This window comes from Tenacibaculum sp. FZY0031, from assembly GCF_036350695.1.
GTDB lineage: Bacteria > Bacteroidota > Bacteroidia > Flavobacteriales > Flavobacteriaceae > Polaribacter.
In genome coordinates, this window is record NZ_JAZDVY010000004.1 from 18,464 (window position 1) to 40,368 (window position 21,905).

Sequence of the window (21,905 nt, forward strand, 5' to 3'; positions counted from 1 at the left end):
ACCTTGCATAGGTTATATAAAGTAGTTTATTAATGAAATAGAAGTGTTTAAATAAATCTTTAACTAAGATTTTCTCATAAAACATGTATTTTTATACTTAGATATGGGAAATTTTAATAAAATACAGCAAAAACTAAAGCAGTTTAGTAAGAAGTTTTACACAAATGAATTGATAAAAGGAAGCATTTTGTTTGTTTCGTTAGGACTAATTTATTTGCTATTCACGCTGTTTGTTGAATACTTTTTATGGTTACAACCAACGGCTAGAACTATTTTATTTTGGTTATTTATTGCGGTAGAAGCATTCTTATTTTTTCGTTTTATTTGTTTTCCTATTTTTAAAATTGCAGGCTTACAAAAAGGAATTTCTTTTGAAGAGGCTTCTAAAATCATCGGAAATCACTTTCCTGAAGTAAAAGACAAATTATTAAATGTTTTACAATTAGAACAAAACAATCAGCAATCGGATTTATTAGTTGCCAGTATTGAGCAAAAATCGAAAGAATTGCAGCCAGTTTCTTTTAACAGAGCTATTGATTTTCGTGCAAATAAAGCATATTTAAAATACGCCTTGATTCCTGTGCTTATTTGGGGAATTTCTATGCTCACAGGTACCTCTTCTAAACTCTCTCAAAGTTTTAATCGCGTAGTAAATTATTCGGTAGCGTATACTCCTCCAGCTCCCTTTTATTTTAATTTAACAGCAAAAGATTTACGTGTTATTAAAGGAAAAGATATAACGGTGTACATACAAACCGAAGGGGAGGTGATACCACAGGAAACCAAAATTCATTTTAACAATCAGCAATACTTTATGGAAAATGAAGGAAATGGTTTGTTTTCATATACGTTTTCTGAAGTTCAACATCCTATCTTATTTTATGCAAGTGCCAACGGAATTGAATCTAATGAGTATGCCATAACAGTTGTTAAAACTCCTTCCATTCAAAATATCTCATTAAACCTAACCTATCCGTCATATATAGGCAAAGCTTCTGAAAGAATTAACAACACAGGAAACTTAAATGTTCCACAAGGAACAATTATAAAATGGGACGTAAAAACTTCTGAAACCGATACAGTTACCTTTATAGAAAAAGAAAAAAGAACAATTTTTAAACAAAAAGAAAACAATGAATTTGAGTTTACAAAACGTGTACTAAACACTACGAATTATCAAATTACAACATCTAACAAAAACCTAATAGATTACGAACAATTGCAATTTTCTATAAGTGTTACTAAAGATGAATATCCAACTATTAATGTAAATTCAAATATTGATAGTATTGCAAGAGGAAATGCACAGTTTGTAGGTCAAATTGCTGATGATTATGGTTTTAAGAGGTTAGAATTGATTTATTACGATAAAAACAACAATCAAAATACTAACAATCAATTAATTAACACAACTAAAGAGATTCTTCAAACCTTTTATTTTGAATTTCCTGGAAGTTTGGATTTAAAAGAGGGAATAGACTATGAAATGTACTTTCAAGTATATGATAATGATGTTGTAAATGGTAGTAAAAAAGCCATGAGTAAAAAGTTTAGCTACCGACAAAAAACAGAAGATGAAATAGAAGAAGAGCTATTACAAGAACAAAAAAACTACATAGAAAACATAACTAACTCACTAGATCAACAACAAAAAAATAAGAAAGATTTAGAGAAAATTCAGTTTGATTTACAAAACAAAAAGAATATCAACTGGAACGATCAAAAGAAAATTCAGAATTTAATAAAGCGTCAAGAGCAATACAAGCAAATGATGCAACGTCAGACACAAAAATTACAAGAGAATTTTTCTGAAAAGAAAGAGGAAAATGAAAGTCTTGAGCAGAAAAAAGAAAACCTTAAAAAGCGTATTGAAGAACTTAAGAAGTTAGAAAAGCAACAAAAATTATTAGATGAATTACACCAACTAGCAGATAAACTTAAGAAAGAAGATTTAATTAAAAAGACAAAAGAACTGGCTGAACAAAACAAACAACAGGAACGTAGTTTGGAACGTATTTTAGAAATGACTAAACGCTTTTATGTAGAGCAAAAGATGAATCAATTAGCAACTAAACTCGATGATTTATCAAAAAAACAAGAGGAGTTAAGTAACAAAGAAGCTAGTAAAGAAGAACAGCAACAAATTAATGAAGAGTTTCAAAAAGCAAAGAAAGAGTTAGATGATTTAGAAAAAGATAATCAAGCTTTAAAACGCCCCATGGAAATGCCTTCTATGGAAGATTTAGAAAAACAAACTCAAGAAGAACTCAAGAAAGCTGAAGAAAATTTAGATAAGAATAACGCTTCTGAAACAAAAAAAAATCAAAAAGAGGCTGCTAAAAAAATGCAGCAAATGAGTCAGAAGATGCAACAATCAATGCAATCAATGAGTGCAGAAATGGAAGAAGAAAATATGGAAGGTTTACGTCAAATATTAGAAAACCTTATTACTTTTTCATTTGATCAGGAAGCTTTGATGGATGAGTTTTCTTCCGCTAATTCATCACATCCAAACTTTGGTAAAAACCTTCAAAAACAACACCAGCTTAAAACCTATTTTGAACATATTGATGATAGTTTATTTGTACTTTCAATGCGAGTTCCTAGTATTTCATCAACGATTCAAGATCACCTAGCACAAGCGCATTATAATTTAGATCAATCTTTAGAAAATTTTGCAGATAATTATTTTCAAAATGGAATTTCTAATCAACAGTATGTAATGACTTCAGCAAATACATTAGCAGATATGTTGAGTAATACTTTAGACGCTATGCAAAATCCTAAACCTGGAAATGGAAAAGGGAAGGGGAAAGGTAAATCGTTTAGCTTGCCAGACATCATTCAAAAGCAAAATGAATTAATGGAGAAGATGAAACAAGGTATGCAAAAGAAAAATCAAGGAAACCCAAAAGATGGAGAAAATAAAGGTGATAAAGAGGGACAAAACGGTGAACAAAATGATGATTTAGATGGTGAATTATATCAAATTTACAAAGAGCAATCTCTATTAAGAGAACAATTAGAAAATGCTATTAAAGAAGGAAACGGTGCTAATAAAGAAGCGAAGAAAGCATTAAAGAAGATGGAAGAGCTAGAAAATGAGATTTTAGAAAAAGGGTTTAGGCAAGAGAGCCTTAATAGAATGCAGCAGCTACACTACGAGTTACTTAAATTAGACAAGGCTACATTCGAACAAAATAGAGAAAAACAACGTAAATCGAACACCAATTTACAAGAGTTTAATAACAATACAACTAAGGAATTGAAGTTTAAAAAGTTGTTTTATAACCAAACCGAGATATTAAACAGACAATCACTACCTTTGCGCCAAAATTACAAAAAGAAGGTGCAAGAGTACTTTAGCCTTCCGAAGGATAAGAAATAGCCTATTAAAAAGCCTTTAAATTATATTAAATACTGTTGCTTTTTAATTGAGTTAAAGAAATAATAACAATAGTATTTGATATAAAGAAATGATTGCATTTAATTACGAAACCGAGTTTCAATTAAACAATGAAGAAAACACTTCTAAATGGATACAAGAATGTATAGAAAGAGAAGGTTTTGAATTGGGAGAAATCAACTATATTTTTTGTGATGACGCTTATTTACATAAAATAAATATAGAGTTTTTACAACACGATACCTTAACAGATATTATCAGTTTTGATTACACATTAGGTAAGTTAGTTGGGGGTGATATTTTTATTTCAGTAGAAAGAGTAGAAGAGAATGCAAAGGAGTTTGATACTTCGTTTGAAAATGAATTACATCGCGTAATAATTCATGGTATTTTACATTATATGAAATACAAAGATAAGACTGATGAAGAGAAGCAAATTATGCGCTCTAAAGAAAATGAATGTTTAGAAATTTTAGATAAAAAATAAAAGAGTTCCACGTGGAACTGATTATAAAAAATGAGTTTATTTAATACAACATACGATGTAATTGTAGTAGGAGGTGGACATGCTGGTAGCGAAGCAGCAGCAGCTAGTGCAAACATGGGAGCACACACTTTGTTACTTACAATGAACTTACAAAACATTGCTCAAATGAGTTGTAATCCTGCTATGGGTGGAATTGCAAAAGGGCAAATAGTTCGTGAAATTGATGCGCTTGGGGGGTATAGCGGTATTGTAACTGACAAGACTGCAATTCAGTTTAAAATGCTAAATAAATCTAAAGGGCCTGCTATGTGGAGTCCAAGAGCTCAATCAGACAGAATGCAATTTGCCGAATGCTGGAGAACCATGTTAGAGCAAACTGAGAACTTAGATTTTTATCAAGATTCTGTGAATGGATTAGTGTTTGAAGGTGATAAAATTACAGGAGTAAAAACAGCTCTAGGTTTAGAAATAAAAGCCAAAACAGTAATTGTAACCGCGGGTACTTTTTTAAATGGATTGATTCATATAGGTGAAAAAACATTTGGTGGAGGTAGAGCAGGAGAAGGAGCTTCAACAGGTATTACTGAAGATTTAGTAGCCAAAGGTTTTGAAGCTGGTAGAATGAAAACAGGAACCCCTCCTCGTGTTGATGGTCGTTCATTAGATTATTCTAAAATGACCGAACAACCTGGTGACGATACTCCAGAAAAATTCTCTTATTTACCCCTAACAAAACCGTTGGCAAAACAACGCTCTTGTTACCTCACTTACACCAATCCAGAAGTACACGATTTACTTCGAGAGGGTTTTGAGCGTTCCCCTATGTTTAATGGTAGAATTAAATCTACAGGACCACGTTATTGTCCATCTGTAGAAGATAAGATTAATCGTTTTGCAGAGAAAGAACGTCATCAAATTTTTGTCGAACCTGAAGGATGGAATACCGTAGAAATTTATGTAAATGGATTTTCTACATCGCTTCCAGAAGACATTCAAGACAGAGCCATACGTTCGATTCCTGGATTTGAAAACGTAAAATTTTTCAGGTACGGTTATGCTATCGAATACGATTATTTTCCACCTACACAATTAAAACACAACTTAGAAACTAAGTTAATTGATAACTTATTTTTTGCTGGTCAAATTAACGGTACAACAGGTTATGAAGAAGCAGCGGCTCAAGGTTTAATGGCAGGTGTGAATGCAGCTTTAAAAACCCAAAATAAAGAACCATTTATCTTAAAAAGAAGTGAAGCTTATATTGGAGTTTTAATTGATGATTTAATTACTAAGGGGACAGAAGAACCGTATCGAATGTTTACTTCTCGTGCTGAGTATAGAACATTATTAAGACAAGATAATGCCGATTTGCGTTTAACAGAAAAAGCTTATAAATTAGGATTGGCTTCTCAAGAAAGAATGAATAGAGTAGAAGAGAAGAGAAATAAAACTGAAAACTTAATCGATTATATAAAAGGATTAAGCGTAAGCAAAGAAGAAATCAATCCTATTTTAGAAAGTAAAAATTTAGCAACAATTAACCAATCTATGAAATTGTATAAAATTGCTGCTAGACCTCAATTAACGTTTTCTGATTTTAGATCTATTGATAAGCTTGAAAACTATATTCAAGAAAACAAAATTGATAATGAAATAATAGAGCAAGTTGAAATCCACTTAAAATATTCGGGTTACATTGAAAAAGAAAAAAACAATGCTGATAAATTAAACAGGTTAGAAAACGTGCCTATTCCCGCTACTTTTGATTATAGTAAAGTAAAATCTTTATCCTTTGAGGCGAGAGAAAAACTGTCTAAAATACAACCTACAACCATCTCACAAGCAAGTAGAATAAGTGGAGTATCGCCAAGCGATATATCGGTTTTACTGGTTTACATGGGTAGATAATTTTTAATTTAGATTTACAAAAAATAAAATGTTCCATGTGGAACGTTTTATTTTTTTATGTATAATTGTTCAAACAAAACTGATGTTCCTTGTGGAACATTCAACACAATTTATTAATTTGATTACAGATAAAGAGTTCTATAAGAACTTAAAACCTTTTTTAAACTGTATTGATCATACGGTATCGAAAGAGAGTTATGAGGTAATGATAAATGAAGATTACGACATGCTAGTAACTTCACCTGTACCTAATAACTTAGAAAAATATTATGCAAGTGAAGAATATATTTCACATACAGATAGTAAAATCACTCTTTTTGATAAAACATATCAATTTGTAAAAAACTACACCTTAAAAAAGAAACTAAAATTGATTAATTCTTTTAAAACAGAAAATAAATCAATTTTAGATGTTGGTGCCGGTACTGGCGATTTTTTAAAAATATGTGAAAATGGAGGCTGGAATATTACAGGTGTTGAACCTTCAGAAAAAGCAAGGGCTATTGCTAAGAATAAAAAGATATATCTTTTAGAAGATATTTTAAAATTAGAAAATGAGCAATTTGATGTTATCACACTTTGGCATGTATTAGAACACATTCCTAATTTAACAGCATACGTACAACAATTAAAATCGCTTTTAAAACCAAAAGGAGTATTAATTATTGCCGTTCCTAATTATAAAAGTTTCGATGCTAAACATTACAAAGAATTTTGGGCTGCTTATGATGTTCCAAGACATTTATGGCATTTTTCAAAAACAGCCATGTCAAAACTATTTTCTTTGGTTGAAATGAAGGTAGAAAAAATACTTCCTATGAAATTTGATTCTTTTTATGTTTCCCTACTATCTGAAAAATACAAGACAAAAAAAGCAAGACCTATACATGCTTTTTTTACGGGATTAAAGTCAAATATAAAAGCAAATCGTTCAGGTGAATATTCTTCTTTAATATTTATCTTAAAAAACAGCTAAAACTTAATTTAAAGCTATTTTAACGCTTTAAAAATAGTAAACCATACAAATACTTTACTAAAATATAAAAACCCCTAAAAAAGTGTTTTTTTAGGGGTTTTTATATAAATTATTATTATTTGTAATTTTATTTATTATAATTTTTATCTATTTAATAAATAAACCGCTAAAATGGCAATTATAAAGTATACTGCCAAAGTCATCGCTCCGGCGTAATCTTTTGCCAATCGTTGACCAATTAATAGAAAGATCAAAGTTACAGCCGATAATTCTGCTCCTATTAAAGCTATATTATGATTACCTGTTGTTGATAAATGAAATATTCCTACAAACATTAGTGCACCTGCTAATAATTCCATCACCAATATTACAGCAAGTAAAAAAGGCACTGAATTTTTTAAAGGAGAGTCTTTAAAATGCCCTTTTATAAAGGCCAAATTTCCTTTCCAATCTGTTACCTTATCTATTCCTGATTGTAAAAAAGTAACGATTAAAAAAAGTAGGATTAAAATTTCTGTTATGCTTTGTTGTATAAGTTCCATATAATTGATTTTTTACAAATATAATTTTAAAAAAAGAATTGTAACAATTCAATAAAAATTCGTCCTATAAATATCTATTATTAAATAGTATATTTATCAAAAAAAAAATTACTAACATTTAAAAATTAAAATTATGTCAATTTATATGTATCCGGTCATTGTTATCGGAATTCTTGTATTCTTATCGTTATTCTTTATTGTTAAGCAGCAAACAGCTGCAATTATTGAACGTTTTGGTCGCTTTCAAAGCATTCGTCATTCAGGTTTACAATTAAAAATTCCTATTGTAGATAGAATTGCTGGTAAATTAAGTTTAAAAATTCAACAATTAGATGTAATTGTGGAAACCAAAACTTTAGACGATGTATTTGTGAAATTAAAAGTTTCTGTACAATACAAAGTTATCCGTGATAAGGTATATGATGCGTTTTATAAGCTAGATTATCCTCACGATCAAATTACATCTTATGTTTTTGATGTAGTACGTGCTGAAGTTCCTAAAATGAAGTTAGATGATGTATTTGTTAAAAAAGATGATATTGCAATTGCTGTAAAAACTGAATTAAACGATGCCATGGCTGATTATGGTTATGACATTATAAAAACTTTAGTAACAGATATTGATCCAGATGCACAAGTAAAGGCAGCAATGAACCGTATTAATGCTTCTGAACGTGAAAAAATAGCAGCACAATTTGAAGGAGATGCTCAACGTATTTTAATTGTTGAAAAAGCAAAAGCTGAAGCTGAAAGTAAGCGTTTACAAGGGCAGGGTATTGCAGATCAACGTAGAGAAATTGCTCGTGGTTTAGAAGAATCTGTAGAAGTATTAAATAAAGTTGGGATTAACAGCCAAGAAGCATCTGCATTAATTGTTGTAACACAACACTACGATACTTTACAATCTATTGGTGAAGAAACAAATAGTAACTTAATTTTATTACCTAATTCACCTCAAGCTGGTAGTAACATGTTAAATGATATGGTAGCAAGCTTTACAGCTAGTAATCAAATTGGTGAAGCTATGAAGAAAGCACAGGAAAATAAAGACAAAGAATAAGTATGATATTATCAACTACGCCATTATTAGAAAATAAACCTGCTAAAGAATATTTAGGTATTGTTACTGGTGAAACAATTATTGGTGCAAACATTTTTAAAGACTTTTTTGCTGGTATTAGAGACATTGTAGGAGGTAGGTCTGGCTCGTACGAAAAAGTACTAAGAGAAGCTAAAGAAATAGCTATGAAAGAAATGTCAGATAGAGCTAAAATGTTAGGAGCTGATGCTGTTGTTGGAATTGATTTGGATTATGAAACAGTGGGTTCCAATGGCGGTATGCTTATGGTTACTGCTTCTGGGACCGCTATAAAACTTTAATTAAATAAAAAACCGAAACAATTATGTTTCGGTTTTTTTTTATAATAAATATCTTATTTCTTATCTTCTACTTTATCTGTATTCTCTTCATCTTTAGTAGCATCCTTAAATTCTTTGATACCAGTTCCCAAACCTCTCATTAATTCAGGGATTTTTCTACCTCCAAATAATAATAATACTAATGCAACGACAATAGCTATTTGCCATGGTCCGATCATTCCTAAAAATATAGTAAGTAAATTCATTTTTATTAAATTTTGCGCAACAAAGATACGAAATTAACTTCGGTGTTCAATTACTCCACCAATTACTTTTTTGTCTCTAAATACTTCTGGTTTTCCTTTGTAAAAAATTGAACCTCCAAATGATACTTTAGCATCTAACGTTTCTCCTGATTGTACTTCTACTTTAGATCCAGATCCAGCCTTTACAGTGGTCATTTCTTCTACTGATAATTTGTATCCATGATACATTCCACCTAAATCTGCATTGACATTTTGATTCTTAGTCGCACCTGATAGCCTTATAACAGCTCCTGAAGAGCTTTTTACCTCTAAATGCTTAACATCTACCACAAGGTTAATAAAAGCTCCTTCTTGTGCTCTAATCTCAACTTTTTGTTGATGGATATCTTTTCCAGTAATTGTAGCACCTTCATTGGCATCAATAATTGATAAAGTTTTATTGTAATATAATGTTGCTTTTACTTTACCATCGGCAGTAGTTTCAGGGAATCTCAATAGTATTTTTAAAGTAGTTCCATCCAACTTAATTTTAACCTTATCTGTTTTTTCACCAGTAACTATAATTTTAGAAACATCTGATTTAACGAGTTTTACATCAATACCGTTATACACTTTTACAATTGAAAAGTCTCCTAAATTCTTAGTTATGGTTGTTTGAGCTGATGCTATAACGGTCATCAAAAACAAACTTAATATTGCTAACTTCTTCATAATTAATTCCATTAGTTAATTGAGTATAACCAATAATTATACCAATACTATAAAGGTAAATATCAATTTTTATTGTTCAAAACTATACAAATTAGTGCGAAATTAAATTAAAATCAAGGTGTTTACGTTCCAAATCGGTGTGTTTAACTGTAACCACAACTTCGTCACCCAATTGGATCATATTTTTGGTCGATTGACCTATCACAGCGTATTGTTTTTCGTCAAATATATAATAATCATCCTTAATATCTTTGATCCGAACCATTCCTTCACATTTATTAGATTGTATTTCAACATAAATTCCCCATTCTGTAACACCAGAAACTACCCCCTCAAATTCTTCATCTTTATGATCTTGCATGTATTTAACCTGCATATATTTGATAGAATCTCTTTCTGCTTTTGAGGCTAATTCTTCCATTTTTGAAGAGTGTTTACATTTCTCTTCATAAATTTCTGCTTTTGGTGAATTTCCACCATCTAAATAATGTTGTAATAAACGATGTGTCATCACGTCAGGATAACGACGAATTGGTGAAGTAAAGTGACTGTAATAATCAAAAGCTAAACCGTAGTGACCTATATTTTGTGTAGTATATTCAGCTTTACTCATTGAACGTATCGCTAAGGTTTCAACCATATTCGCTTCTCCTTTACCATGCACGTCTGATAATAATTTATTTAAGCTATCAGATGTTTTTTGACGTGTTTCTGTGTTGATTTTATAGCCAAATTTGCTAACAATGTTTTGTAATGAAGCTAATTTTTCTACATCTGGTTCATCGTGTACACGATACACAAAAGTTTTCTTACTTGGTCTTCCTGCTGATAACCCAACAAATTCTGCTACTCTTTTGTTTGCTAATAACATAAATTCTTCAATTAGTTTATTAGCATCTTTTGCTTCTTTAAAGAAAACACCTATGGGATTAGCATTTTCATCTAAATTAAATTTTACTTCAACTCTATCAAAAGAAATAGCTCCAGATTTCATGCGTTTCTTACGCATCTTTTTGGCTAATTCATCTAATTTTAATGTAGCTTCAACAATAGTTTCATCAACCTCATAAGCTTCACCAGTTAAAGAAACATCTGCAGGAATTATATTCGTTTTATTTTCAATAATTGCTTGGGCTTCTTCGTAAGCAAAACGCTTATCTGAATAGGTTACTGTTCTTCCAAACCATTGATTAATAATTTGTGCCTTCTCATTCATTTCAAATAAGGCAGAAAAGGTAAGCTTTTCTTCATTGGGTCGCAATGAACATACTCCATTACTCAACATTTCTGGAAGCATTGGAACCACTCTGTCAACTAAATACACAGATGTAGCACGTTCGTAAGCTTCGTCGTCTAAAACTGTTTTAGGTTGCAAGTAATGAGATACGTCGGCAATGTGAATACCTATTTCATAGTTTCCATTTTCAAGTTTGGTAAAGGATAGGGCATCGTCAAAATCCTTGGCATCCTTAGGATCTATAGTAAATGTTAAATCACCTCTCATGTCTCTACGTTTGGCTATTTCCTCCTTGGTAATTTCAATAGGTAGCTCTGAAGCTTCTTTTTCAACTTCTGAAGGAAACTCATAAGGCAAACCGTATTCTAATAAAATAGAATGAATTTCGGTATCATGATCTCCAGGTTTTCCTAAAACTTGAGTAATTTTTCCAAACGGATTTTTAGAATTCTCTGGCCAATCGGTCATTTTAGCCACCACTTTATCGCCGTCTTGAGCTCCATTCAGTTTACTTTGAGAGATGAAGATGTCAACATACATTTTACTGTTATCTGGTATAACAAATCCGAAGTTTTTGTTCATTTGTAATACCCCAACAAATTCAGCTTTTGCTCTTTCTATAATTTCTACAACATCAGCTTCTAATTTGTTACTTCTACGCTTTTTATATACGTAAGCTTTAACAGTATCATTATGTAGACCTTTACCTAAGTTTACTGAAGGCACAAAAATATCGTGTTCAAAATCATCACAAATAAAATAAGCGTTACCGTTAGAAGTAGCATCAAGTGTACCAACGTGATATTTACGGTCTTCGTCAATTTGGTATTTACCTCTATCTACTTCTTTAATCTTTTTATTTGCCGTTAATTCAGCTAATTTTTTAATAATTTGATTTTTACCATCTGTATCGGAAACCTTTAATTTAGCAGCAATCTGCTTATAATTATAATATTTAGTACTGTCTTCGTTAAAAATTTTGAAAATGTTTCGGGTAAGATCTTTGATAACTTTACCCTTTTTTTTGTAGATTTTTTTCTTTCTAGTCATTAATCTTTCTTCTTATTTAAATTTTTACCAAAGTACAAATAAAATTAATGCTACTAATTTAAATAACTGTTATAAATTCATTTTGTACTTTACCGCTCTTTATTTAATGTATTTATATGAATAATTCTTGGTTTGTTATTGTAAATCCCGTTGCTGGTAATGGTAAATTCAATAAATATTGGTCTGATATTCAACAGGAATTAAAATGTAATAATATAACCTATGAATATGCAAAAACTGAATATGCAAATCATGAAAAATTAATTGTTCAAGAAGCTATTAACAAAGGCTATAAAAAAATAATTTCTGTTGGTGGTGATGGCACTTTACATCATGTTGTTAACGGAATTATGTCTCAAGACTCAATAAATTCAAAAGAAATAACCGTTGCAGTTATTCCATTAGGTACTGGTAATGACTGGATTAAGACTTATAATATACCAAAAAATATAAAAGCTTCTGTTAATTTAATAAAACAGGAAAATACTGTTTTTCAAGATATTGGTTATCTAGAATTGGCTAATACTACTTCTTATTTTAATAATGTTGCAGGTATTGGCTATGACGGATATGTTGTTAACAAGTTAAATAAATTGAAAAGATTTGGCTCTATAGCGTACTTATTAAGTGGAATAGCTGGTTTATTACTCTACAAAAAAACTACTTTTAAAATAGCTATTAACAATAAAATTATTGAAACAACGTGTTTAATGACTTTGTTTGGAATTTGTAAGTATTCTGCAGGAGGTATGCAATTAACTGATTATAAAGGTTCTAATACTGGGTTATTTGATATAACAATAGCTAAAAACCTATCTTTCTGGGACTTACTTTTTTCAATTAAAAAATTATACAACGGAAAAATTCTTCAGCATAGAAAAGTAGAAACGCATTTGGCTAACTCATTGTTAATAACTCCCAAAAACAATGATGAACTTCCTTATATTCAAGCAGATGGTGAGTTAATAGGTAAAGGTGAAGTTAAAGTTAGTATTCTAAAAAGTGCTATTCAAATAGTTATTCCTTAAAAAGTTAAAAAAAACTTAATAAAATTGTAACGTTTCTTAAATTCATACGTCTTTATAGTAAGAAAGTCGTTATAAATGAAAAACTTACGAAAAATAATAGCGCTGTTTATTTTTATATTCATTACAGGAATTATCGTAACTGTTGTGAGTATTAATACGACTTTAAACAAAAAAACTCCTTCAGAAGTTGTAACTAAAGATACTATTTACTTAATCAAAGCTTCTAAAAAAGCCGTATAAGCCTTTTTTACTCACTTATTATCACTTTTCAACAAACGTAGTATTTACGTCTTATTTTTTGCAATTTGCACTAAAAGAAAACAAAGAAGTTACTCTAATTTTTGTAACTCAGTAAATGATTAGTAGAAGAATCTCTAAAACTTAAATTTTAAAAAAACTGTTATTAACATATTATATTATTAATAAAAGAGATTTTAAAAATTTAAAAAAAGAAATGATTGTTATTATAGTGTGTTAATATGTAGCATAAAAAGTGGATTTTATTTTTGGTGAAGTGACTTATTAAAATAAATAAACAAGTTATTAGTTAAATAAAACTTTAAAAATCAACTATAAAATAGAGTTATTAACAAAAGTTATAAACAGCAATTCACTGAAAATTTTGAATAGTTAATATTCTTTTCAATGTAAAAAAAGGGTTAATTTAATGTTGATAAATGTTCATTAAAATCTCAAAAAAAAAGTTGCATAATTAATATGTGTTCTTGTATTGTAAAAAATATTTAGAAAATCAAATTTTCTTTTCAGAATATTTTATGAGTTCTTAACAATTAGATAATATAGTTTAACCTCTTAATTTTAAAGAGGTTATTAAGAATACTAAAAAAAGCATTGTTAATTACTGTTGATAACCGTGAATAACTGTATTTTTGTAATTCACAACTGAATTAAAATCAACAAATTATGACAATCGCTGTAGGAAACGATCACGCAGGTACCGAATACAAATTTGAAATCGTTAAACTTTTAGAAGAATTAGGACATAAAGTAATCAACTTTGGTACGAATGAAACCGATAGTATGGATTACCCCGATACCATTCATCCGGCTGCTGAAGCTGTGGAGACAGGACAAGCAGAAATGGGAATCATTTTATGCGGTAGTGGTAATGGAGCACAAATGACTGCCAACAAGCACCAGGGAGTGCGTGCAGCTTTATGTTGGAATAACGAATTGGTTGAATTAACACGTCAACACAACGATGCAAATATCTTAACTATTCCAGCTCGTTTTGTATCGTTACAACAAGCTTTAGGTTTTGTAAAGATTTTTCTATCTACCGAATTTGAGGGTGGTCGTCATGCGAATAGAGTCAATAAAATAGCTTGCTGTTCATGAATTTTATAGTAAAAAAATTTAAAGAATTAACAACTTCAGAACTGTATGAATTACTTCAATTACGTTCTGAAGTTTTTGTTGTTGAACAAGATTGTGTGTATCAAGATCTTGATGGTAAAGACCAAAAAGCTTTACATGTGATAGGAGAAAAAGAAGGTGAAATAATAGCGTACACTCGTTTGTTTAATAGTGGTGAATATTTTGATACCCCTAGTATTGGTAGGGTAGTAGTAAAAGAAAGTGAACGTAAATATGGGTACGGACACGATTTGATTAAAGCATCTATCAAAGCTATTGTTGATAATTATAATGAAACCACTATAACGATTTCTGCACAAACCTATTTGCAAAAATTCTACGAATCTCACGGATTTAAACAAGTTGGAGAAGGCTATTTAGAAGATGGTATTCCGCATATAAGAATGGTAAAGGGGTAATTATTTTTTATTTTCTTTTTTACTCATTTTATAAAGTAAATATCCAAAGCCTATTAAAAAGTGTAGAATAATTATACCCGCTATAATGTAAATAAAAGTGTTTGAATTATCTCTCATACTTGTAAAAGTACTTAAAAGATACTTTTTAAAAAGTAACTTAGGTTACATTAATTTATCAAGCTCTTTTACTTCCCCAACTTGCATATTACCTAATAAAATATCACCTACACGAACACGTACCAAACGCAATGTAGGAAAACCAACAGCCGAGGTCATTTTACGTACTTGCCTAAATTTTCCTTCGGTTAAGGTAACTGTTATCCAAGGAGTAGGTCCGTGACGAGCATCGCGAATTTTTTTAGAACGTTCAGGTAAATCGGGAGTATCAATTAATTCAACTTTACAAGGTTTGGTTATGTATTTTTTTCCCTCAAAACCAATTTCCACTCCATTTCGTAATTGTTCAATAGCTTCAGATGTAATAGCACCATCTAATTGAACATAATACTCCTTTTCAACACTACCTCTGGTAGTAATAAAATCACTTACTTTTCCATCAGTTGTTAATAGTAATAAACCTTCAGATTTTACATCTAATCTACCAACAGCCATTGTTTTTTCAGGAAAAGCATGCAGTTCTCCTAGTAATTTGTGTTTTCCTCCTTTTTTTTGATTGGTAATAAATTGTGATAAAAAACCATAAGGTTTATAAATCATGAAGTGACGATGGTTTGACATCTTTTCTTTTTTTAAGAAGCACAATATTACAAAATGTAACATAAAAAGATAGGATATTAAGGCTAGTTTTTCATAACTTAGCCGTTCTTATTATTTAAAATAATTAGCACGATTTATGGCAGCAGATAAAGAAAAAGAAGCCAAATTAAAAGCGCTTCAACTTACACTAGATAAGTTAGATAAAACGTACGGTAAAGGAACCGTAATGAAGTTAGGAGATAGCCAAGTAGAAGATGTAGATGCAATATCGTCAGGTTCTTTAGGATTAGATTTAGCCTTAGGAGTAGGAGGATACCCTCGTGGAAGAATTATAGAAATTTACGGACCAGAATCATCAGGTAAAACAACATTAACTATACATGCGATTGCAGAAGCTCAAAAAGCAGGAGGCATTGCTGCTTTTATTGATGCAGAACATGCTTTTGACCGTTTTTATGCTGAAAGTTTGGGTGTTGATGTTGATAATTTAATTATTTCTCAACCAGATCATGGTGAACAAGCGTTGGAAATTGCCGATAACTTAATTCGTTCAGGAGCTATTGATATTGTAGTGATTGACTCGGTTGCAGCCTTAACACCAAAATCAGAGATTGAAGGTGAAATGGGAGATTCTAAAATGGGACTACATGCACGTTTAATGTCACAAGCTTTGCGTAAATTAACAGGTACGATTAGCAAAACAAACTGTACTGTTATTTTTATTAACCAGTTACGTGAAAAAATTGGGGTTATGTTTGGGAACCCTGAAACGACAACAGGTGGTAATGCTTTAAAATTCTACGCTTCGGTTCGTTTAGATATTCGTAGAAGAACACAAATTAAAGATGGTGATAAAGTAATTGGTAACAGTACCAAAGTTAAAATTGTAAAAAATAAAGTTGCTCCGCCATTTCAACAAGCAGAATTTGATATTATGTATGGAGCAGGAATATCAAAAGTTGGTGAAGTTTTAGATATTGGAGTAGAATACGGAATTATAAAGAAAAGTGGTTCATGGTTTAGCTATGGAGACACTAAACTAGGTCAGGGTAGAGACGCTGTAAAAGGAGTTATTAAAGACAATCCTGAATTAATGGAAGAACTTGAAAATAAAATTAAAGAAGCTATTGAAAACCAAGAATAAGAAATTTTAAATTTAAAGTTCAAACTATTACTATTTTAAAAAGCTGTTCTGGTTATCTAGAACAGCTTTTTTTATAAAAAAAACATGATTAGAATCTCAAATACCATACAATTACAAAAAATACAGGTTGAAGATTTTAAATTTCTCATTACCTTAATGGATGATGTGTATAAAGCTGCATACAAACATTTTTGGAAAGATGAAGGCAATTGGTATGTGCAAAGTCAATTTTCTAAAAGGAATCTTGAAAAAGAGCTATCAGCAGAAAAAACAAGTTATTATTTTGTTCTTTTCAATACAAAAAGAGTAGGTATTTTTAGGATTTTATGGGATGAAAAATTATCAGGGTTTGAGCAAAAAAAATCATTAAAACTTCATCGAATTTATTTGCATAAAAACACTCAAGGTAAAGGAATTGGAAAGCAATTGTTAGCTTGGTTAGAAGAGGAAGCCATTAAAAAACAATATGAATTGATATGGTTAGATACTATGGATGAGAAACCACAAGCCTTTGAATTTTATAAAAAGTTAGGATATCAATATCATTCACATTGTTTTTTAACCTTTGAATTGTTATTTGAGGATGTTCGAAAAATGAGTCAAGTATGTAAACTATTGTAAATTACTATTGTTTGTAGGGTGGTATTTGTACTACCAAACGTTCAATTTCCTTAACAATTTCTAACCTATTTTTTGAAGATAACTCAAAATATAAGTTTTCCCAATCACCTTTGTAATCTGTTTTTTGAGTCTTAGGATTTTTAACTTCAGTAAGATTTATAACTCTAAGATAAAAAAGACCGTTAAGGTCATTTTCTGGTCTGAAATCTAAATCAATAGCCCTCATAAGTTGATAATTAGACAAATGCAATAAAGAACTTGAGTCTAAATAATGCATAAAACCTTCTGAAGGATCTACTTCATAAAATAAATTCCATTCTATTTTCCAACCAGAAGTAATTCGTAAGGGTTGTAAATTAGGTTCTTCCATTATACTCCAGTACTTCCAAAACCTCCTGCTCCACGCTCAGTTTCATCTAAAATAGTTACTTCTTGCCAATTTACACGTTCGTGTTTTGCTATAATTAATTGAGCAATACGCTCACCATCATTTACTACAAACTCTTCATTAGATAAATTAACTAAAATAACCCCTATTTCACCACGGTAATCTGCATCAACAGTTCCAGGAGAGTTTAATACTGTAATTCCTTTTTTAGCTGCAAGTCCACTACGAGGACGAACTTGAGATTCATAGCCAACAGGGAGGGCAATAAATAATCCCGTTTTTATTATGGCTCTTTCTAAAGGTTTTAAAGTAATAGCAGCATCTATATTAGCACGCAAATCCATACCCGCAGAACCTTCAGTTTCATAGGCAGGAGTTTGGTGTTTTGACTTGTTTATGATTTGTACATTCATGTTACTTGATTTTTCAATTTTCAAATATAATAAGCTTTAAGTTTAGAGAGTCGTTTATAGATTTCTTAATTTTGTATTACAAACAAATACTACTTATGAGCAATCAAACTAGAATAGCCGTTTTAGGAGGTGGAAGTTGGGCTACAGCTATTGTTAAAATGTTATCTGAAAATTTAGAAACTATTGGTTGGTATATGCGTAGCATATATGCCATTGAGCATATTAAGCGCAATAAACATAATCCAAGTTATTTAAGTTCTGCTGAATTACATCCTGAACAGTTAGATTTGTCTGAAGATATAAATTATATTATTGAAAATTACGATGTGTTAATTTTTGCCATTCCTTCAGCTTTTTTAAGTACTGAACTGGAAAAACTAACAGTATCTTTAGAAAATAAAATTATCTTTTCAGCTATTAAAGGAATTGTTCCTGAATCTGGATTAATAGTAGGTGAGCATTTTCATGAAAAATACAACATACCATATGAAAATATTGGAGTAATATCAGGACCCTGTCATGCAGAAGAAGTAGCGATGGAACGTTTATCGTATTTAACATTGGCGTGCCAAGATGAGAAAAAAGCAACAAACCTAAGCAAAGCAATAGCTGGACGCTATATTAAAACCAAAATTTCTGATGATATTATTGGTACAGAATACGCAGCAATGCTAAAAAATATTTATGCCATTGCAGCAGGAATTGCCCATGGTTTAGGCTATGGAGATAATTTTCAAGCGGTGTTAATGAGTAATGGTATTCGTGAAATGAAACGTTTTATTAAAAAGATTCATAAAATGAAGCGTAATATTAATAATTCAGCATACCTAGGTGATTTATTGGTTACGGGATATTCGACATTTAGTAGAAATCGAATGTTTGGAAATATGATAGGGAAAGGCTATACTGTAAAATCTGCAATGTTAGAAATGAGTATGGTTGCTGAAGGGTACTATGCTACAAAAAGTGCTTATAAAATCAATCAAAAAAACAAAGCTAAAACTCCAATAATCGACGCTGTTTATAACGTTTTGTACGACAAAAAAGAAGCGAAAGATGAGTTTTTAAAGTTAACAAATAGATTAGATTAGTTGTTTGCATTTGTACAAATAATCCTTCTTAATAAAAATTAAGAAGCCCCATCAATCGCTTCTATATTTGAGTTGTGTATAGGTCTTGTAACAAGATACAATAAGCACAAATTTAGTTTAAAAATCTGATTAACAAAGTTTTTAATAAAATATATTACAAATTAAAAATATAGTATAAATTCACTATTAATTGTATTTTTGTTACTTTTAGTTTAAAACTAAACAAACATGAAAACAATTCAAGAAGCTGTTGAAATCACCATCAGAAAAACCCCTTTCATAGAGGAGGCTCTAAATGAGAAGCTAATTAACGTATCATCGTTAGCAAGAGAAATTTTACCTGAAGTTTCTAAACTGTTGAAAAAAGAAGTAAAAGTAGGTGCAGTTATGATGGCTATTAACAGATTGTCTCCAGCGAATGAATTGAGAGTTCGAAAAAATATTAAACGACTTGCTTTGAATTTGGGAGACGTAATTGTACGTTCAGATTTATGTGATTTTACGTTTAAAAATACGACTTCGTTATTAAAGGAAATCGCTAAAATTTTAAGTAAATCGGCAGATAGTAAAGATTATTTTTTAACAGTTTCACAAGGTATTTTTGAAACCAATATTGTTACAAGTAAAAATTTACAGCCATTTGTTGAAGAAATTTTTAAGAAAGAAGCACTAATTAACAATGTAAACGATTTAGCTTCTATAACCATAAAACTTCCTAAAGGAAATCTAGATCAATCAGGTATTTATTATTTTATTTTAAAACAATTTGCTTGGGCAAACATTGCGGTACAAGAAGTAATTTCTACCACACACGAAATGACCATAGTAGTAAAAGAAAGAGATGTTAATGAAACATTTGCCATTTTAATGGATTTGAAACTAAATTAATTCATGGAGAAAAAAGATCCCTACGCATCCTTAAGAATCAAAGAGTTTAATATTTTTCTTTTAGTACGTTTTGCCTTGGTATTTGCATGGTCTATGCAATTCATTATTATCGAATGGCAGGTATACAGTATCACTAAAAATCCGTTATCGTTAGGAATTATAGGACTAATGGAAGTAATTCCAGCAGTATCTATGGCGTTGTTTGCAGGTCATATTGTAGATCAAAAAGAAAAAAGGAACTTACTAGCTTTGTGTATTGGGTTATTTTCATTAATTAGTTTGGGGTTGTTCTTTTTAACACTGCCTAGTTTTATTGATGGGTGGAATAAAAATACAGTACTATATGCCATTTATGCTTTGGTGTTTTTTGGTGGCTTATTACGTTCGTTTTTCGGACCTACTATTTTTTCATTAATAGCTCTAATTGTACCTAAAAAACTATATCCTAACGCCGCAACATGGAGTAGTTCAACTTGGCAAATAGCTTCAGTATTAGGGCCAGCTTTTGCAGGATTAACCATTTCATGGATTGGAGTACATTGGTCGTTATGTATTGTATTTGGTTTAGTATCAGTATCATTTTTTACGGTATTTTTTATCAAAAAGAAACCTATTTTAAATCCTAAAATAGGGGAACCTGTAATGAAAAGTTTAAAAGAAGGAGTGCGTTTTGTGTATAAAACAAAAGCTATTTTAGGAGCACTTACCTTAGATATGATTTCGGTATTGTTTGGTGGAGCCGTAGCATTACTACCTATTTATGCTCAAGATATCCTAAAAGTGGGGCCAGAAGGGTTTGGTGCATTGCGTGCTGCACCTGCCATAGGAGCTTTTTTAACGATGTTAGTAACTGCTTATATACCTATCAGTAAAAATGCAGGAATGAAGCTTTTAACGGCCATATTTGGCTTTGGAATTTGTATTATAGTATTTGGTTTATCAACCGTTTTTTGGATTTCTATTGTAGCCCTGTTCTTTAGCGGTGTAACCGATGGAGTTTCAATGGTGATTCGTCAAACCATTTTACAATTAAAAACACCCGATCATATGCGTGGTAGAGTAGCTTCAGTAAATTCTATGTTTGTTGGTTCTTCTAACGAATTAGGAGCTTTTGAAAGTGGGGTAACAGCAAAACTAATGGGAACAGTAACGGCAGTAGTTTTTGGTGGAACCATGACCTTAATTACCGTTATTACTACAGGAATTGTAAATCCAACACTTAGAAAGTTAGATTTAACTAAAGATTTGGAAGAGCATGAGAAGGAAGAATAACAAGTAAACTGATGTTCTATAGCTATAAATAAAAATGCCTAGAAAATTACTTCTAGGCATTTTTAATATACTTTTTAAAGTAAATCAATTACGACATATCAAAATAATTGATTTTTGTAATTTTTTTAGTTGCTTGATTAAAATCTATATTAATAAAAACATCACAACTATCACATTCAGCATATAAAATACTTTTTGAACCATTCCTACCAGTACTAAAGGCTACCTCTCCTAACTTACTAATAGAGTCTCCTACAGTAACGGTAATTCCTTTAATTGTAAAAGTAGCTTCATTACTTAAAACATCTAACGATTCTATGTAAGGTTTACTTCCCGAAGTAGAAAAATCAAGTTTTAAACCATTAAATCTAAAATAGTGATAAAACCCATTGTCTTCATAAGAAGTAGTTGCACCCAACAAAGATTCTACTTTAGCTTGTTTTCCGTAAGTCTTTTTTATATCAGTTAAGGCAATATTATTTATTTTAATATTGTCAAAATCTGAATTAGAAATAATATTAGTTTGACTTTTTGCTATAATTGTGGTTAATAGAAAAAATACGAGTACTAGTTGTTTCATATTATTTAAAAATTAATTGTACAAA

The 21,905-nt window shown here is 30.5% G+C and carries 23 protein-coding genes; 15 read left to right on the forward strand and 8 right to left on the reverse strand.

Going from position 1 to position 21,905, the window contains the following annotated elements:
• The first annotated feature begins 103 nt into the window (after window positions 1-103).
• From V1T75_RS06240 to V1T75_RS06255, 4 genes are all read left to right on the forward strand, one after another.
• A complete protein-coding gene (locus tag V1T75_RS06240) occupies window positions 104-3,388 on the forward strand; it encodes a DUF4175 family protein (protein WP_330487698.1) in 3,285 nt (1,094 codons plus the stop codon).
• An 88-nt stretch (window positions 3,389-3,476) separates the two neighbouring features.
• Complete coding sequence (gene ybeY / locus V1T75_RS06245; RefSeq protein ID WP_330487699.1) at window positions 3,477-3,893, forward strand: rRNA maturation RNase YbeY; 417 nt, start codon at window positions 3,477-3,479, stop codon at window positions 3,891-3,893.
• A gap of 30 nt (window positions 3,894-3,923) precedes the next feature.
• Window positions 3,924-5,801: a tRNA uridine-5-carboxymethylaminomethyl(34) synthesis enzyme MnmG gene (gene mnmG / locus V1T75_RS06250; protein WP_330487700.1), complete on the forward strand. Its 1,878-nt coding sequence runs from the start codon at window positions 3,924-3,926 to the stop codon at window positions 5,799-5,801.
• 91 nt (window positions 5,802-5,892) lie between these two features.
• Window positions 5,893-6,777 (forward strand): class I SAM-dependent methyltransferase, encoded by an 885-nt coding sequence (locus V1T75_RS06255; RefSeq protein ID WP_443082042.1) that lies wholly within the window; start codon window positions 5,893-5,895, stop codon window positions 6,775-6,777.
• Between the two features lie 143 nt (window positions 6,778-6,920).
• Here the strand turns inward: V1T75_RS06255 and V1T75_RS06260 are convergent, their stop codons facing one another.
• On the reverse strand, window positions 6,921-7,319 hold the full coding sequence (locus tag V1T75_RS06260) for a DoxX family membrane protein (RefSeq protein ID WP_330487701.1): 399 nt from the start codon (window positions 7,317-7,319) through the stop codon (window positions 6,921-6,923).
• Window positions 7,320-7,452: 133 nt separating this feature from the next.
• On the opposite strand from V1T75_RS06260, the gene V1T75_RS06265 reads away from it, so the two are divergent.
• Both V1T75_RS06265 and V1T75_RS06270 read left to right on the forward strand, forming a co-directional pair.
• Window positions 7,453-8,379 carry an SPFH domain-containing protein gene (locus V1T75_RS06265; protein WP_047788054.1) on the forward strand — a complete coding sequence of 309 codons (927 nt, stop codon included), beginning with the start codon at window positions 7,453-7,455 and terminating at the stop codon, window positions 8,377-8,379.
• A 2-nt stretch (window positions 8,380-8,381) separates the two neighbouring features.
• On the forward strand, window positions 8,382-8,699 hold the full coding sequence (locus tag V1T75_RS06270) for a heavy metal-binding domain-containing protein (RefSeq protein ID WP_330487702.1): 318 nt from the start codon (window positions 8,382-8,384) through the stop codon (window positions 8,697-8,699).
• 53 nt (window positions 8,700-8,752) lie between these two features.
• Here the strand turns inward: V1T75_RS06270 and V1T75_RS06275 are convergent, their stop codons facing one another.
• The 3 genes from V1T75_RS06275 to rnr form a co-directional block, all read right to left on the reverse strand.
• Window positions 8,753-8,944, reverse strand: a complete 192-nt coding sequence (locus V1T75_RS06275) for a Sec-independent protein translocase subunit TatA/TatB (protein WP_330487703.1) — start codon at window positions 8,942-8,944, stop codon at window positions 8,753-8,755.
• 33 nt (window positions 8,945-8,977) lie between these two features.
• A complete protein-coding gene (locus tag V1T75_RS06280; protein WP_330487704.1) occupies window positions 8,978-9,655 on the reverse strand; it encodes a head GIN domain-containing protein in 678 nt (225 codons plus the stop codon).
• 91 nt (window positions 9,656-9,746) lie between these two features.
• A complete protein-coding gene (rnr, locus tag V1T75_RS06285) occupies window positions 9,747-11,942 on the reverse strand; it encodes a ribonuclease R (protein ID WP_330487705.1) in 2,196 nt (731 codons plus the stop codon).
• A gap of 116 nt (window positions 11,943-12,058) precedes the next feature.
• On the opposite strand from rnr, the gene V1T75_RS06290 reads away from it, so the two are divergent.
• The 4 genes from V1T75_RS06290 (at window position 12,059) to V1T75_RS06305 (ending at window position 14,766) form a co-directional block, all read left to right on the forward strand.
• Window positions 12,059-12,970 (forward strand): diacylglycerol/lipid kinase family protein, encoded by a 912-nt coding sequence (locus V1T75_RS06290; protein ID WP_330487706.1) that lies wholly within the window; start codon window positions 12,059-12,061, stop codon window positions 12,968-12,970.
• 75 nt (window positions 12,971-13,045) lie between these two features.
• A complete protein-coding gene (locus tag V1T75_RS06295) occupies window positions 13,046-13,210 on the forward strand; it encodes a hypothetical protein (RefSeq protein WP_164505163.1) in 165 nt (54 codons plus the stop codon).
• 684 nt (window positions 13,211-13,894) lie between these two features.
• Complete coding sequence (rpiB, locus tag V1T75_RS06300; protein ID WP_330487707.1) at window positions 13,895-14,329, forward strand: ribose 5-phosphate isomerase B; 435 nt, start codon at window positions 13,895-13,897, stop codon at window positions 14,327-14,329.
• Window positions 14,326-14,766 (forward strand): GNAT family N-acetyltransferase, encoded by a 441-nt coding sequence (locus tag V1T75_RS06305; protein WP_330487708.1) that lies wholly within the window; start codon window positions 14,326-14,328, stop codon window positions 14,764-14,766. Before rpiB ends, V1T75_RS06305 begins: the two co-directional genes overlap by 4 nt.
• Window positions 14,767-14,928: 162 nt before the next feature.
• Here the strand turns inward: V1T75_RS06305 and V1T75_RS06310 are convergent, their stop codons facing one another.
• Window positions 14,929-15,504 carry a pseudouridine synthase gene (locus V1T75_RS06310; protein WP_330487709.1) on the reverse strand — a complete coding sequence of 192 codons (576 nt, stop codon included), beginning with the start codon at window positions 15,502-15,504 and terminating at the stop codon, window positions 14,929-14,931.
• Between the two features lie 115 nt (window positions 15,505-15,619).
• Between V1T75_RS06310 and recA the strand changes: the two genes are divergently transcribed.
• Both recA and V1T75_RS06320 read left to right on the forward strand, forming a co-directional pair.
• Entirely contained in the window at window positions 15,620-16,627 is a 1,008-nt protein-coding gene (recA, locus tag V1T75_RS06315) for a recombinase RecA (protein ID WP_330487710.1), read from the forward strand.
• 84 nt (window positions 16,628-16,711) lie between these two features.
• The gene (locus tag V1T75_RS06320) at window positions 16,712-17,248 is read left to right on the forward strand and encodes a GNAT family N-acetyltransferase (RefSeq protein ID WP_330487711.1); all 537 of its coding nucleotides are present in this window, start codon (window positions 16,712-16,714) and stop codon (window positions 17,246-17,248) included.
• Window positions 17,249-17,252: 4 nt separating this feature from the next.
• Here the strand turns inward: V1T75_RS06320 and V1T75_RS06325 are convergent, their stop codons facing one another.
• A complete protein-coding gene (locus tag V1T75_RS06325; protein ID WP_330487712.1) occupies window positions 17,253-17,618 on the reverse strand; it encodes a hypothetical protein in 366 nt (121 codons plus the stop codon).
• Window positions 17,618-18,049 carry a dUTP diphosphatase gene (dut, locus tag V1T75_RS06330; RefSeq protein ID WP_330487713.1) on the reverse strand — a complete coding sequence of 144 codons (432 nt, stop codon included), beginning with the start codon at window positions 18,047-18,049 and terminating at the stop codon, window positions 17,618-17,620. Before dut ends, V1T75_RS06325 begins: the two co-directional genes overlap by 1 nt.
• Window positions 18,050-18,144: 95 nt before the next feature.
• On the opposite strand from dut, the gene V1T75_RS06335 reads away from it, so the two are divergent.
• From V1T75_RS06335 to V1T75_RS06345, 3 genes are all read left to right on the forward strand, one after another.
• Window positions 18,145-19,140, forward strand: a complete 996-nt coding sequence (locus V1T75_RS06335; protein WP_330487714.1) for an NAD(P)H-dependent glycerol-3-phosphate dehydrogenase — start codon at window positions 18,145-18,147, stop codon at window positions 19,138-19,140.
• A gap of 228 nt (window positions 19,141-19,368) precedes the next feature.
• Window positions 19,369-20,028, forward strand: coding sequence for a hypothetical protein (locus tag V1T75_RS06340; RefSeq protein ID WP_047788067.1), 660 nt, complete (start codon window positions 19,369-19,371; stop codon window positions 20,026-20,028).
• Between the two features lie 3 nt (window positions 20,029-20,031).
• A complete protein-coding gene (locus V1T75_RS06345) occupies window positions 20,032-21,300 on the forward strand; it encodes an MFS transporter (protein WP_330487715.1) in 1,269 nt (422 codons plus the stop codon).
• Window positions 21,301-21,388: 88 nt separating this feature from the next.
• Here V1T75_RS06345 and V1T75_RS06350 read toward each other — a convergent pair whose 3' ends face one another.
• On the reverse strand, window positions 21,389-21,880 hold the full coding sequence (locus V1T75_RS06350; protein ID WP_330487716.1) for a hypothetical protein: 492 nt from the start codon (window positions 21,878-21,880) through the stop codon (window positions 21,389-21,391).
• Window positions 21,881-21,905: the final 25 nt, after the last annotated feature.